Genomic DNA, 14,390 nt, shown 5'->3' with positions numbered 1-14,390 from the left:
ACCTAGCACCTAGCACCTAGCACCTAGCACCTAGCACCTAGCACCTAGCACCTAGCACCTAGCACCTAGCACCTAGCACCTAGCACCTAGCACCTAGCACCTCGCAACTCGCAACTCGCAACTCGCAACTCGCAACTCGCACCTCGCATCTCCCACCTCTTTTTCTCCTAAAACCTAATAGTTTGTACTTAAAAAACACATAAAGGTTAAATTAATGTAAATATTTTCTTGCTTTCGTACCTGTTTGGTCTATGTTTTTGGTCGGAGGTCACTCCTCCAACCTGATAGATAAAACTACAATCAACAGGAACACACATGAAAATAAAAACACTCTCACTAGTGCCAGCTTTAGTGTTGGCAGCGGGTATCAGCCACAGTGCTTTTGCTGCGCAAGGAGTCGCGTTTGTGCACGGTACAGGCCAGCAAAGCGATGCGTATAATGACTATTGGACAGGTAGCTTTGTCGACACGGTTCGTCAAGGTTTACCCAATAGCAGTAATTACACAGTCATTAATTGTGATTTTGAGCAGTATATGTGGGCAGATGCGGCATCTGGCTGTTTAGCGGGGCAGCTTACTACATTTATCAATAATAAAAACATCACCGATTTAACTCTGATCACTCATTCTAACGGCGGTAATGTGGTGCGTTGGATTTTATCTAACCCAACATGGGATAGCCGTTATCCAAATATCATTAGCAAAGTCACGCGTACTATTGCTCTGGCTCCTTCAAGTGGTGGCACGCCTTTGGCTGATGCGGTTATTGCAGGTAATTCGTTCGAGCAAAGCTTGGGTTGGCTGTTAGGTTATGGCAACGATGCGGTTAAGCAACAACAGGTGTCTTGGATGGCGTCGTATAACGCACAGTGGCTATACGGTACACCGAACCGCCCAAGCTTACCGTCTCGATTCGAAACTGTAGTAGGCAGTGATGTTGAATCAGCGGTATGGGACAGCGACAGTTATTGTGGTGGCTACCAAAATCAAGTGGGTCTTGAAGTAACACAAAACTGGTTAGACAGCTGCTCAGATGGCTTTTTAAATTGCAGTTCTCAGTCGTTAGCTGGGGTGGTGTGGTTTACCGATAAATCGCGAACTCAAGGTAGCGAGCCTTTGAGCCATCAGCAAAGTCGTCGCAATTGTTTTGGCTTACCAAACATACTTAAAAATCGAATTTAGGAGCTAAGCCATGATTAATAAGTTAACCACACTTTGTGCTGCAATGATGCTTGTAAGCACTGCGACGTATGCTAATGAGCAAACGGTTTATCAATTTCCTCAGGTGCAATCTTCATCTGCGGTGCAGTTACAAATGCTTGAAAAAGATAGCGTTGAGTATTGGCAGAAGGTTTCGGGCAAAGAGCTTAAGCGCGGTGTGCCACTGTATGTAAACCAAGTTGATAATTTTATTCGTATCGCGCCAAAAGCACGCTTTGATAGTGGTGAGGTGTTTAAACCTGATGATTTACAGCTCGATAAGTTATCAATTAAAGATGCAAACTCCCAGCCGTTATCAATACAAGCCGTTGCGTCACAGCAAAAAATGCAAAATGCTGGATTTAATGACGGTAGTGTAGGGCTTAGGCTTGGTCAGGTAGGTGCTAAGGCAATGTTAAAAACAAGCCAAGCCCTAAACGACAGCGACACTTATTTAGTACATGTAATTGAAAAAGGCTCACGCAACGCCTTACATGCTAAAACACAGTTTAAGATGAAGGATCAGCAGCAACGTTTAGGCATACAGCTAAGTATGGGTCAAAAGCGCTTTAAAGATAAGCAGGTGAAACTAAGTTTATACAGCCCTGAAGGCGAACAGCTTGATGTGCGTTATGAAAATGGTGAAGCGGTGCTTAAATACCCACTTGAAACCCTAGGTGCCGTAAATGGTTACTATGAACTTGAGGCAAGTGTTAAAGCGGTGGTAAATGGGCAAATAGTGAAACGCTCTATAAAAATGCCGTTTGTGCACAGTTCGCAAACCATCACTATGGATAACGCGAAAGTGACAGCACTTGGTAATAACCAATTCCAAGCTCAGGTACCTGTGCAAGTAACCGATGCTGGCCGCTACGCGATTCGCGCAACGTTAACAGGCATGGGCGATAAAGGTAAACGCGTAAAGCTTGCGACGGTTGAGGTTGCAAAGCAGATTAATGGTCAAGATAACTTTATGATGCCGTTTTCTGTGGCTAGAGCTGCCAAAGCACCATTCGAGTTGGTGGATATTGAACTTACCGATCAAACGCGAATGTTAAAGTTTGCAGGAGAATAAAGGCCAAGCAATATGCAATGGGTTGGAGGTTGTAGTACAACCTCCGACTTTTTAGGGATTATTTTTAGCCGCTTTAGGGAGTTATTTAGCTTGTATGAATACGGTGGTAATGGATTTATTCGTTATTCGCCAAAACGGGTTTTTCTGTCATTGTGTTTACTATTTTTTCAATACATGCGTGTTTGTCTACAACCCACAGTCCGTAACTTATGGGTAGCATCTCAATGCCGGCACGTTTGAATCGTTTATAGGTGTTTAGCTCAAAAAATGTGGCCCAAGGGCCAGGAAAACCAATGAGATCAACCGCTAAGTAGCGGCCATTGTGACGACATAAAATATCAACTTCTGTACCTGCTATTGTGTAACCAGGCCATGTTTCAATGGCTCGTTTATTCAGTTCATTGATCACCTCATGCTGAAATTGATCAAGTTGGTTTTGAATAGAGTGTTTAGCTTCAAATTCACTGATGCTTGTAAGGTACTTTTGTAATAAATTTTGTTTGGGAAGTTGGGTTTCATCAACCGATAAAAATAGCACTTGTAGTTGGCGTGCTCGGGTGATTGTGACGTTAAAAACATCAGCTTTATTTAAATAGGCTGCGGCTCGTTTAGATTCATTGTCGAGTGAAAAAGAGATCAACATTATATCTCTTTCTTCGCCCTGAAAGCCAAACGGGGTAGCGGCACGTATTTTATGTTTTGTTATCTCCGATTCACTAAAGGTTGTGGCTATTTCTTTAGCTATGTCGTCGGCTTGTTGCCTAAACGGTGAAATTACCCCTATGCTATGGTTAACCCCCGTTTTTTCATCTTCCTGTATTTGTGTTTTTATAAACTCTATAACACTCAAGGTTTCTTGATGATTTACCCCTGTTTTATTTCTGGTGCCGTTAATGCGTTTTACATGTAAATAGCCACTGCTGGTACAGGGCTTATGTTGCATTACTTTTAATTTATTTTGATAAAAGTACTGGTTACTAAAGTGAATAAGCTCTGGCTTACTTCTAAAGTGTTCATCAAGAAACGCAATGTTTGCTTGGCGATTAATTGAGCTCAGTGCTAAATCTAAAATTGAGTTATCACGATAACTTACAATACCTTGGCTATTATGAGATAAGTTATGCTGTGTTTTAAATTGTGTTTCTTTATGTTTTGCCAAAAAAGAGTAGTGTCTTAATTGTTTAGTATCGCCTACGATAAGTGCTCTTTTAGCGCGATAAAGGGCAGGAATACAGCTACTAATATTACATTGGGTTGCTTCATCAATAATAACAAGATCAAACATTTCTGCTTTTAGTGGCAGAACACGGTGTAAGGTATTTAAGCTCACTAACCACACCGGAAATGCAGACAAAAGCGCACTGTACTCAATATTATCAAATAACTCGAACTGTCGTTTTGATGTGCGGCTACGTATTGCTTTATTGAAGGCTTGCAGAGATTGGCGCTGTGTTTCTACAAGTGTTTTAAGGTTTTTGAGTTTCAGTGCATTTAAATAGTTACTCGCGAGTAACTCTCTTTGCATATGTTGCGTGTTTATTTCATCTAAGGCTGACCACTGCTTTGTTAGTTGTTGAATTTTGCTTTTCACTAAAGTTAAGTAAAGGCGTTTTATCCATTGAGGCGATTTGTCTTCAATATTTTTTAACCGCAGCCCTCTGATAATCGCTTTTTCACAAAACTTAAGGAAGCGTAGTTCTAGCGTATTTAATTGGCTGTTGAGCTGTGTAAGCTCTTGCTCACACTCATTGGGCTCTTTATTTAATTCATTTGAAAAATAGCCTGCAAGCAAAGATTCTAAGTAATCTTTCAGCTTCGATAAAAATGCGTTTTGACCCGCTCTTATAGAGATATCACTTAAGTTAAAGTTATCATCGAGTTTACTGGCAATGACATCTAAAGCCGCATCATTATTTGCGACAACAAGCACTGACTGACCCCTTGCTATGTGCTCAGCAGCAACAGCGGCTATAGTGTAGCTTTTTCCTGTTCCAGGCGGGCCAGATACACACCCTAATGAGCTATTAGCAGCAATTTCAATCACTTTTTTCTGCGAAGAGGAGAGTAATCCTGGCAAGTAATTAAATTTTAGTTGTGCTGCGTTACTAGTTGTATTTGTATGGGTAAACAGACTAGCCAGTGGGGCAGGCAATGTGTCTGAAGCTGTAATTTCTTCTAACTCATGGAGTATACCGCGAGAGCTTCTTGAGCGCTCAACAAAGGTAAGCATAGATACCGGTAATAACGAGGCTGTTTTTCTTTTTAAAGCACGCTGAATGGCGTCTGCATCTGTAAGCTCGGGATAGTTAAGTAACTCAAGTAGGTTAAGCTCAATAGGACTGCCTTTGAGTAGTGAAGTCCAATAATGAGGTGATTGAATATCTACAGAGTTGGTAATGTGGTGAACTGAGTCTTCCTCAGGCATCAGTAGTTGAATCAACGATTCATTGACTTCAGGCACTGGGTTATTAGTTGAAAAGTAATAATCCTCACCGTCTTTTTCTATGCTTGCTTCGTTGAATAAAATAGGGGAAACAACCGATTTCATTTCACCTTTTATTTCTAATTTACCAACGACAATAAACCTGACATAAAGCAAAACCCGCTCGCGTTGATATATTTCAACACGTTTAACCATTTGCTCGGCAAATTCGCTAGGCAATGGAAGCCGAGGTAAAAAGCCTGAGCCCAGCTCATCTTTTCCTTCGAGAACGAAACTATCTTCCTTTTTTAACTTATTGAGATTCCATAAATTAAGGTCTGCGCTATCTTCTTTATAGCAATCTCGGTAATAAGAAAGGATATTTTGAACGTTCAAGATTAAATTCCATTTTTAAAAGTCAGTTTGCTGGTAATTTATAACATAAAACTTGTGGGTTAACAGTGTTTCTGAAGGGGAGGCTGATGCTAGGTATCGGCATAGATTATACAAGGTTCGTTCGTAAAAAGTGTTACATCCGCTTTTGTAATCGCCTAAATGAAGTCATATTTATATACTATGGATTTTAGTAAAAATTATTTATTACTTAATGCGTTACATTGTTTGTAACGCATTAAATAAGGGGTAATCAATAAGAGGGGAAACAAGTTATTTGACTTTTAAGGTCATCTTTATCGCCAGTAAAAGTTATCCGGCAAGTATACTTTTTGGCTCTACTGTAATTAACAATAGCATTGTGGATTTTTTGAGTTCTTTCCCAATAGTTTAAATCATTGCCTTTTTCAATTTCAAAAACTAATTTATTGTTAGCGAGACTTAAAACAACAACTTCCGGCATATCCTCACAACCAGATGCTGTAATTTCACAGACCGACATTGCAACTCCATTTCTAGAGTTTACAACAAATTTTATTGGGCTTTCTTTTGTCTTCTGATCCTTTGCTTTATCAAATATTTCGTTGACGGAGCGGGTCCCTAACTGGGTTGCGATGCCTTCGATAAATTTGTTTGCTATATTTTTTCGGCCAGAGACTTGTTCTCTTACAAGTGGTACAGATGAGCTTACATCGCTATTGCTTCCAGAGCCCACAAAGTGAGCTACATTGCATGTAGGACAAGGAGCTCCATTTTGAGTATATATGTAATTTTGTTGAGATAATGTTGAAACAACATAGTCATAAAAGGCCTCTTCAGGCTCTATATCGTCAGGAATAATGAATGTGTAATCTATTTCTCCCATAGCAGAGTCGGAAGCAGAAACCTGTATTTCCTCTCCATACCTATTTTCGTAAAAAAAGATTAATTTATCGTTACTTAGTACAGGGGCAGAGTATGTAAATAGGTAAAGTATGATAGATAGAATTAAAAGTTTGAAGTTAGGCATATAATTTCCTTATTGTTTTATAAATTTGCGATTAATCTAAAAACGTACCAATCCATATGGTTCACGCTAACCCTAAACTTCTCTTCATATGAAGTCAAGCTGTACTCGACAACAGCTATTAGTTTTGGAGGAATGTGTTTGATGGTCGTGGAGAAAAGAAAGAAGGCTTTAGCTTTACAAGGCAACTGAAAGTGGATGATATTGTATTAACGTTTGATTTGGAAAACACTCGTATCCCTGTTTCTAAACACATTGATGAGTTTCTTGTAAATCAGTTAAATAACTGGCGCTGTGATTAAGGTAATTTTTTAATTAAATGATGTGTATAGTATTGTATTTTTATAGGTGTTAAATACATCTTAAATATTCTCACGTAAACGAGAGGACTTTGAACTACTTAGCTCACCTTTATTTTGCAAAATCGACAGCAGATTCACATTTTGGTAATTTGCTGGGGGATTTTGGCGGGCGTAGACATGTAAACGGTTTGCCCGTAACAGTCAAAAATGCGCTTGAAAATCACTATTTAGTAGACCGATTTACCGATGCACATCCTTTAGTAAAAGAAGCTAAACACTTCTTTTCACCACAGCGTAAGCGTTTTGCCAGTGTTGCCATTGACGTGGTTTTTGATCACTTTCTTATTCAGCATTGGCATCGTTTTAACGACCAGCCATTAGCAGATTTCAAACACCAAAGTTATGGGCTGTTAAATGCACGTCAGGCCTTGATGCCCTCACGTATGCAACAAGTTGTCACGAGTATGACCAATAATGACTGGTTCAAAGAGTATGAAACGGTCGCTGGAGTAGGGCTTGCGCTTGATAATATCGCAAGGCGTATTCGTTTTAGTAATAACTTTTCAGGGGCTGCTGAGGATATTACCCGTCATTACCATGAATTAGATGCCGTTTTTTTAGCATTTTTTCCAGAGTTAGTTGAGCATGTGAAGATACACAATCTTGAAAGATGAAAAGTTGTAATTAATAGTGATATGCCTTTACTGTTTAACTAAGCAAGTATTGGTATTTTGTTTATAAAAACAGAATAATTAATGCGCTGTGTTTTTCTTTGTACTATTTATAATATATTTTAAGTTAAGTTTAATTTTTACTTATTTTATTCTTTCGCTCGGTTTGATGTTTGATAATTATTTGATTCTATATATTTCATGTGCGATTTAAATTAATACAGTTGAAGCATTAAGCCTTATTTAGTATTGTTTTTTCGTAATATATTTAACAAGGAATTTAATAATGTTTAAAAAAGTAACTGTTGCGTTAATTGCAATTTCGACATCGGTTTTAGTAGGCTGTGGCTCGACTCCACCAATTCAAGCGCAAGATAAAACAGTTTCTTATCAAGGAAAAACACTTACTTTTGGCGGTCAGTATGATAAAAGTCGTAATGAATTAGCGCTGACTGTAAACGGCGATCCTGTGATGAAAGGGCGTTTTCCTCCTTACACACCAACATTAAATTTAAACGCAGATTATCAAGAGCTTGATATTTCAAGTTATTGCTACTTTGGTTCAGTGTTAAGTCGTGATGGTGGTGTTTTCGGTATTGTTGCCGGTGCAGTACAGAGCGCAACGTCAAAAAGTGGCGATAAATGCGAAGTTAAAATTGCTGGTGAAATAGTAGAACATCTGTATTTCTAGGCTAGTTTTAACTAGCTGATGTTGTAATAAAAAGGGTTTAACACTGTTGATAAATGAAATGACGTATTAAAAATAAAATTTTATCTACTGGTGTGGTTAAATCGTTTATTTAAAGGTGTGAGCTTTACTTAAGTTCACACCTTTTTAATTATAGGCTCAAGTTATACCATATATGGTATTAAAACAGCTGCTTGTCGATAGACAAAGTTAATCATCAGGGCCTTTTAAGGTAAACACTAAGTGCCTGCGCATGTCTTTTAGAATCACGCCTTTTTTCAGCATTGCTGCACTCAAGCGTTTCTGCCATTTCAACAGCTCAGGGCTTGCTGCATCTAATGTTTGCTGGTTTTCAAACTGAAAGCACAAAAGTAAAGAGCCTGGGAATAAGTGATATTCAACATCAAACCAGCATTGCAGCATACCTTCAAGTTCAGCGCGGCCTTGCTCTTCAAGGGCGTCGGCAACATTAAGAACCAGTGCCTGTTGCTTTTGTTGTACTTTCGAGAGTGTTTTCATTGGGTGCCTTGTATTCATCAACAAAATTTAAATCATTAAAAGTAGCCACTTCTAATGATTGCGTGCAATTTACCATAGATTTTTTATTTGATGGCATTTTAGTTTTGAGCGAGGTTCGTTTTATGTTTACTCATAGTGCTGGTTCAGGTATAAAATCTTTAAATAGCAATAAGTTACTTATTACAAGTTTTAATATAAAAAGGAATTTTTATGGGGTCGATGGCCAAGCACTCACTTGAATTAGATTTAAATGACAAAAACTGGTTTCGATACGCCGCTTTTAAAGGGAAGTCGTCATTAACCGAGGATTCAATAACTGAGTTAGAGACATTACCAGGCCTTGCGGTTTTATCTGGCAGGGCAGAAGTTCTGTTTGCATTTATGGTATTCGCTATTTCGCTTTCGGCCTTTTATTTAAAAGATGCAGTGCTCCCTTGGTTGGCTTTTTTGATTTGTCTTGGCAGTTTTTTAGCTGTGTTTATCACAAAACGCATCATGACTTATAAGAAGTATGGCTTTGGCTTTAAATGGGCAATGAGCATAAGCAAGAATGAGCTTAAAATTGATAAATTGACGTTTAAAAAGCACACAAATCGTACAGTCACAATTGCTAGAGACGACATTGCAGAGGTGATATTTAATTATACAATGGATCTTAAGCACAGGCGGAAGTTTGGTGAAGCACACAGGAGGCTACCAAGTTTGCATGTTTGTGAAATCCACTTAAAAAATGGCGATACGTTTGAAATTGACGGGATGCGGGTAGGGCTATTTAACGTTTTATACTTAATGGTTTTCCATGATTACCCGCTTAGTTTTAGGGGGACGCTAGCGGGTGGAGCAGGCAATGTTTCAATTTTACTGCTTCGCATGTGTGCTCTTTCGGCAATTGCGAGTTCACTTAGTATGCTTTTTTTTAATTTGAAATAGAGTGTATGTCAAAGCTCACATTACAGACGTTCTGTGAGCTTTAATAATCGTATTAGTTTGCTAATTGACAAGCATCATTAGCAAGTTTCCAAACGCCCCATTGATCTGAGGTAGTCGGTTGTTCACCTTTAGTCCACCAACCGGCTCTATAAATATTTCCTTCATAGTTTACTAGTTGGTTTGCTATATAGACTGTGTCTTTATTCCATTGGCTTGCACATAGTGTGCTATCAGAAATTGTGATAGTTCTTACTGCTGTTGAGGTTTGTGAAGCACTGTCAGATACTGAATAGGTAAGGGTGTATTGACCAACTCTTGAGTTATCAACATGACCTGAAACCGAGACATTAGCTGTTAAATCACCGTCCTCAGTGTCATTTGCTGTGACACCTGCCATTGGGTCAAAAGTACTACCTAGGGCAAGCTTCACGTTGTTGACCCCACTGAATAAAGGCTTATCACTAAACACCTCGACTTTGCGGCTTTCTTTACTTTCGTTACCCGCAGAATCTTTAACAGTATAAACGAGAATATATTGTCCGAGAGTTGATGTATCGACACTACCCGTGACGACAATACTACTGGTGAGGTTATTGTCTTCTTTATCGATGGCGCTTACATTTGCTAGCTCGTCAAATGAGGCTCCTTGGCGAACTCTTGCGTCAGTGATACCACTCAGTACAGGTGCATTTTTTGGTGGTTCAATAATTTGACCATGAATAAAGGGGCCATAGTTTTTTATAAACGTGTTGTTATACATTGTACCTGCGGCATTCGTCCCCATGTCCCAATTGATAGACCAAGTCATCACGCCTTTAAGCGGTTGTCCTTGCTGTGTTAATTGATTAAATGCATTGTAGAGGTTTTCAGGATTTTGAATAAACCCAGATGCTGCTGCATCCATATTGGCAGGAATACCAAACACGAGTTTATCATTCGGGATTTTATGAAAGCCGCGAGTACCATTTGCTAAAGAGTCAGCCATATAGTAGATAAACTCTTGCTTTAAAGATTCATTTGTTTGGGCAACCCAACCTACACCATCAACAAAAACACCGTCACCGCCTTGATTGTAAAACTGCGGGTTTATCCAGTCATAATATCCTGCAAGTGCGGTAATATAAGGAATGTACTTACCCCCTTGTCTAAGATAAGGAAATTCTGGAGTCATGGTAATCAAAAAGTTTTTACCTTGCGCTTTGTAATGATCTTTTACCAAGCGAAGTGCGGCAGGTATAACGGTTTGATTATCAGCTGCTGTCACGGCTGCTTGCTCAAGATCAATATCGAGTCCGTCAAAGCCAAATTTATCGGTAAGGCGAATTATTTCGTCGGCAAAAGCGCGTTCATCACCCTGTTGTAACTCTATATGGGCATCGGCACCACCTAAAGCGAGTAATACGCTACGCCCTTGGCGGTTTAATTCACTAATTTCATTAATAAACGCTTGTTCTGATAAACCTATGTTTGGATCTAAGCGAAAAGTGGGAATGCGGCCTTCTGCTACATCAAATACTTTCATAAATGAGACATTAACCACGTTATATTGGCTATTAACTTGTTTTAAGCTAACACAAGGTGCCTTACCGCCTTTATAGCCTGCACCATCACACCAATTGTGCCAATAACCGACGACAACGCCACTTTGTTGATTGACCATTAGGTTACCATCATTTGCATTTGCTGGGAGTATTGAGAGTACAGATACGCTTATTGCAGTCATTGCAAACAGGTTTTGGGTTATTCTAATCATGTTGTTTAATTCCTTTAATAAAAAGTTACTTTCCTACTAAAAGCATACGTGCGTTTAGTTGATTAAACTGAACTTTGAACCGTTATTGGGTACAATATTCAGTGTTAAGTTATCTCTCTTGATGTGAATTTAATGTGAATAACAAGCAGCTTGATAAGCGTTTAATTAACTTTTTATGTTTGGAATTAAAGGTGTTATTTTTAGCGCCTATATCAATACAGGCGCATTATTGTGTTTGGTTTGAGGTTTAATTAGGCAATAAAATCTAATGTGAGTAGTAAGCGCTTTTCCCCAGTTGCAACCTGTGGCGAGCGATGTACAAGGCCTAAACCTTCATTGCCTTGCCATGTTTCTCCTTTTAATAAGGCAACATCACCGACAGTTAATGATTGCACTTTTGTGTGTGGGGCAATTAAACCAGATTCCTGATCACTTAAACCTTGGTTTCCTGCGCCAAGTTTACTACGGTCGAGTCCGCTATTCTGTAGCCATTCAGAGCCACTACCGCTATAGGTACTCACTAATCGACAAGGAACACGATCAACATGAAAGCGTGGACACATAGCCCGCTCAAGTACTTTTAGCCTTAAACCCACACGATTAAGCTCAAATAAATAGCAAAACATATCAACCAGCTGAGCAAGGTCGGCTTTAAGCGCTTCTGCTTGAGGTAGTTTTTCGAGTGCTTTATCAATGTCTGACGCAATCGCGTTTTGATTGATTACAGCGTTAATACTGAGATCTGCAAATGTTGCAACAGTCTCGGTTACTTCAGTTTGCAGCTGCTGTGATAAGCTACGCTGCCAAATCGCGATGTTATGCTCGGGTTTATAGATTTGTGAAAATACCACTGGGCTCAATGCTATTGCTGCCTCTGCTGGTAGGTTATCAGGATCATGTTCAAATGCGTGGGCTGTCATTTATGCTTCCTCCCAAATTGGAAATGGATCGGGTAGTGTTTGCCAAAGCTCTTTTCCTGCTAGCAGTTCATCATCGCTAAGCAAGCAGTTGTCGAGTGCGCGTGTGATTCCTGCTTGATTGAGGTTTTGACCAATAAAAACCAGTTCTTGACGCATATCGCCAAAGGGTTCTTGCCAAACTTGGTTAATTGAATTTAGGTAATCGTTGTCGGTTGGCCACTGATCTTTTGGTAAGGCCTTCCAAAATATCCCGCCAAAACCATAACGTGCAATACCGCCAGCTTGGTTCCATTGACAAGCAAACTGTGGTCGAGAGGCTAGCCAGAAATAGCCTTTTGAACGGAGTAGTTTGCCTTCGCGTTGATTATTATGAATAAAGTTATAAAATTTCTCGGGGTGAAAAGGACGCCTAGCCTCATAGGTAAAGCTACTAATACCGTATTCTTCGGTTTCTGGGATATGCTCACCGCGCAGCTCTTTTAACCAGCCTGGTGCTTGTTGTGCTTTTTCAAAATTAAACAAGCCCGTGCCTAAAATTTCATTGATATCAATTTGGCCATTTTCAATGGCAATAAGCTCTGCGGAGGTATTTAATGAGCTTAAAATGGCTTTTAAACTTTCAAGCTCATCTGCGTTAATTAAATCGGTTTTACTAATCAAAATTACATCGGCAAATTCAACTTGATCAATCAGTAAGTCGGCAACGCTGCGCTCATCTTCTTCACCTAAGTGTTCACCGGTTTCTTGCAAAAACTTGGCTTCGTTAAAGTCTTTTAGAAAGTTTACGGCATCAACTACTGTGACCATGGTATCAAGTCTAGCCACATCTGAAAGTGATACGCCATCTTCATCGGCAAAGGTAAATGTTTCGGCGACCGGAAGGGGTTCTGAAATACCGGTTGATTCGATAACCAGATAATCAAATTGCCCCGTCTCTGCTAAAGCGCGTACTTCTATGAGTAGGTCTTCACGCAGAGTACAACAGATGCAGCCATTACTCATTTCAACCAGTTTCTCTTCGCCGCGATTAAGCGACACATCGTTTTTAACTGTCGCCGCATCTATGTTTATTTCGCTCATATCATTGACGATGACAGCGACTTTTTTGTCTTGACGGTTATTCAAAATATGGCTGAGTACAGTGGTTTTACCTGCACCCAAAAAGCCAGAGAGCACGGTGACGGGGAGTTTGCTCATGTTAGTGACCCTTAAGTAAATAAAATAACGCTAAATGTTTTGTTATAATATATCAATTTCATGTCATTTAGAAATAGCTATACCTGATCTCGTTAGACTATTTGGCAGTGTACTTATAGGTACAGCTCACTTAAGCTTTATAATCGACTGCTTAATAAGGATTTATATGCGCTTAACCAAACTGTTCTTACCGCTTTTTATTACTTGTTTACCTTACACTTTATCGGCAAATGAGGAGTTCGCACCTGAGCTTCCCGAGGCTATACAAGAAATTTACCCAACAGTAATGAATAAACAAATTTGGGTTGCTGGCGGTATCTCTACTGAACTGCCAGCATCAACGGGTAAAATGACGGAAAAAGTGCACTTTTGGTCACCTGATTATGCAACTTGGCAATCAGCTCCAAGCTTGCCCGAAGGACGCCACCACACCTATTTAATTGCAGTAGAAAACAAATTATTTGCCTTTGGTGGTTTTGTTAATACCCAAGGCCAGTGGACGAATAGCCGTGATGTTTTAATGCTAGATAAGGGCGCCAAAGCATGGCAAAAGGTGGCGCGCTTACCTTTTGCGTTAAGTGAAACAGTAGGTGTAGTGCTTGATGGAAAGGTGCATTTAGTGGGTGGCCGCAGTCCAAGTAATGAACAAAATGGGCAGTGGCAACATAGTTTAGATAAAGCAGAACACCTTGTGTTCAACCCAAATAATTATGAGTTTGCTAAAGCAGCACCGTTACCCTTTGCACGTAATAGTGCGGCAACTGTGCAGGTGAATGGCCGTTGGTTTGTGCTTGGCGGCAGAACCGTTGGTGGCGAACCTTTAAAAGATGTACTTGAATACGTGCCAGAGCAAGATCAGTGGCTAACTCATCCAGCCTTGCCAAAAGGTAGGGCTGGGCACGCTGCGGCAGCAATCGACAACATGATCTACATTTTTGGAGGGGAGCATAATCAAACTGTCGATAGTAAAATCTTTAAATATGATGTACTTAAAAAGCAATGGCATAAAGTGACAACGTGGTTAGCCCCTCGCCATGGCTTAGGTGCTGTAACTTTAAATAATCAAATTTGGCTCATAGGCGGCGCAAAGGCTGTCGGATTATCACAAACAACCAATGAACTTACATCTGCGCATGAGCTATTAAATAAGCGCTAATACAAAAATGTAGGACTTTGACTTGGTTTTAACTCATTAAAATCAAGTCAGAAAAGATTACAAACGTTATGTAATCTATTTACTTTATATCGTAACGACCTTTCTTAACTTGTTGTTTATAAGTCAATTTTTTGTTGGCTTCTTTTTTGCTGACTAGT

13 protein-coding genes are annotated in these 14,390 nt (G+C 39.7%); 7 read left to right on the top strand and 6 right to left on the bottom strand.

Going from position 1 to position 14,390, the window contains the following annotated elements; translation table 11 throughout:
- Positions 1–315 precede the first annotated feature (315 nt).
- Together L3V38_RS12115 and L3V38_RS12110 are read left to right on the top strand one after the other, a co-directional pair.
- On the top strand, positions 316–1,182 hold the full coding sequence (locus tag L3V38_RS12115) for a hypothetical protein (protein WP_062570395.1): 867 nt from the start codon (positions 316–318) through the stop codon (positions 1,180–1,182).
- Between the two features lie 10 nt (positions 1,183–1,192).
- Positions 1,193–2,275, top strand: coding sequence for a DUF4785 family protein (locus L3V38_RS12110; RefSeq protein WP_237119568.1), 1,083 nt, complete (start codon positions 1,193–1,195; stop codon positions 2,273–2,275).
- A gap of 115 nt (positions 2,276–2,390) precedes the next feature.
- On the opposite strand, the gene L3V38_RS12105 is transcribed toward L3V38_RS12110, so the two are convergent.
- Positions 2,391–5,093, bottom strand: a complete 2,703-nt coding sequence (locus L3V38_RS12105; protein ID WP_237119567.1) for an ATP-binding protein — start codon at positions 5,091–5,093, stop codon at positions 2,391–2,393.
- Between the two features lie 250 nt (positions 5,094–5,343).
- Positions 5,344–6,099, bottom strand: a complete 756-nt coding sequence (locus tag L3V38_RS12100) for a hypothetical protein (protein ID WP_237119566.1) — start codon at positions 6,097–6,099, stop codon at positions 5,344–5,346.
- 134 nt (positions 6,100–6,233) lie between these two features.
- Here L3V38_RS12100 and L3V38_RS12095 point away from each other — a divergent pair, with 134 nt between their 5' ends.
- From L3V38_RS12095 to L3V38_RS12085, 3 genes are all read left to right on the top strand, one after another.
- Positions 6,234–6,398 (top strand): hypothetical protein, encoded by a 165-nt coding sequence (locus tag L3V38_RS12095; RefSeq protein WP_237119565.1) that lies wholly within the window; start codon positions 6,234–6,236, stop codon positions 6,396–6,398.
- An 89-nt stretch (positions 6,399–6,487) separates the two neighbouring features.
- Positions 6,488–7,072 (top strand): acyl carrier protein phosphodiesterase, encoded by a 585-nt coding sequence (locus tag L3V38_RS12090; protein ID WP_237119564.1) that lies wholly within the window; start codon positions 6,488–6,490, stop codon positions 7,070–7,072.
- A 283-nt stretch (positions 7,073–7,355) separates the two neighbouring features.
- Complete coding sequence (locus L3V38_RS12085; protein ID WP_130151127.1) at positions 7,356–7,760, top strand: hypothetical protein; 405 nt, start codon at positions 7,356–7,358, stop codon at positions 7,758–7,760.
- Positions 7,761–7,967: 207 nt separating this feature from the next.
- On the opposite strand, the gene L3V38_RS12080 is transcribed toward L3V38_RS12085, so the two are convergent.
- A complete protein-coding gene (locus tag L3V38_RS12080) occupies positions 7,968–8,276 on the bottom strand; it encodes a hypothetical protein (protein WP_237119563.1) in 309 nt (102 codons plus the stop codon).
- Between the two features lie 210 nt (positions 8,277–8,486).
- Between L3V38_RS12080 and L3V38_RS12075 the strand changes: the two genes are divergently transcribed.
- Positions 8,487–9,206, top strand: a complete 720-nt coding sequence (locus L3V38_RS12075; protein WP_237119562.1) for a hypothetical protein — start codon at positions 8,487–8,489, stop codon at positions 9,204–9,206.
- Between the two features lie 52 nt (positions 9,207–9,258).
- Here the strand turns inward: L3V38_RS12075 and L3V38_RS12070 are convergent, their stop codons facing one another.
- The 3 genes from L3V38_RS12070 to zigA form a co-directional block, all read right to left on the bottom strand.
- Positions 9,259–10,959 carry an immunoglobulin-like domain-containing protein gene (locus L3V38_RS12070; protein WP_237119561.1) on the bottom strand — a complete coding sequence of 567 codons (1,701 nt, stop codon included), beginning with the start codon at positions 10,957–10,959 and terminating at the stop codon, positions 9,259–9,261.
- 251 nt (positions 10,960–11,210) lie between these two features.
- Positions 11,211–11,879, bottom strand: a complete 669-nt coding sequence (locus tag L3V38_RS12065) for a DUF1826 domain-containing protein (RefSeq protein ID WP_237119560.1) — start codon at positions 11,877–11,879, stop codon at positions 11,211–11,213.
- A complete protein-coding gene (gene zigA, locus L3V38_RS12060; protein WP_237119559.1) occupies positions 11,880–13,076 on the bottom strand; it encodes a zinc metallochaperone GTPase ZigA in 1,197 nt (398 codons plus the stop codon). It abuts the gene before it with no gap.
- A gap of 166 nt (positions 13,077–13,242) precedes the next feature.
- Between zigA and L3V38_RS12055 the strand changes: the two genes are divergently transcribed.
- Positions 13,243–14,232, top strand: coding sequence for a kelch repeat-containing protein (locus L3V38_RS12055; RefSeq protein ID WP_237119558.1), 990 nt, complete (start codon positions 13,243–13,245; stop codon positions 14,230–14,232).
- Positions 14,233–14,390: the final 158 nt, after the last annotated feature.

The organism is Pseudoalteromonas sp. L1 (assembly GCF_021728095.1).
In the GTDB taxonomy this organism is placed as follows: Bacteria; Pseudomonadota; Gammaproteobacteria; order Enterobacterales; family Alteromonadaceae; genus Pseudoalteromonas.
The sequence above is the reverse complement of the archived record's forward strand: the minus strand, read 5'-3'. Positions and strand labels throughout refer to the sequence as shown.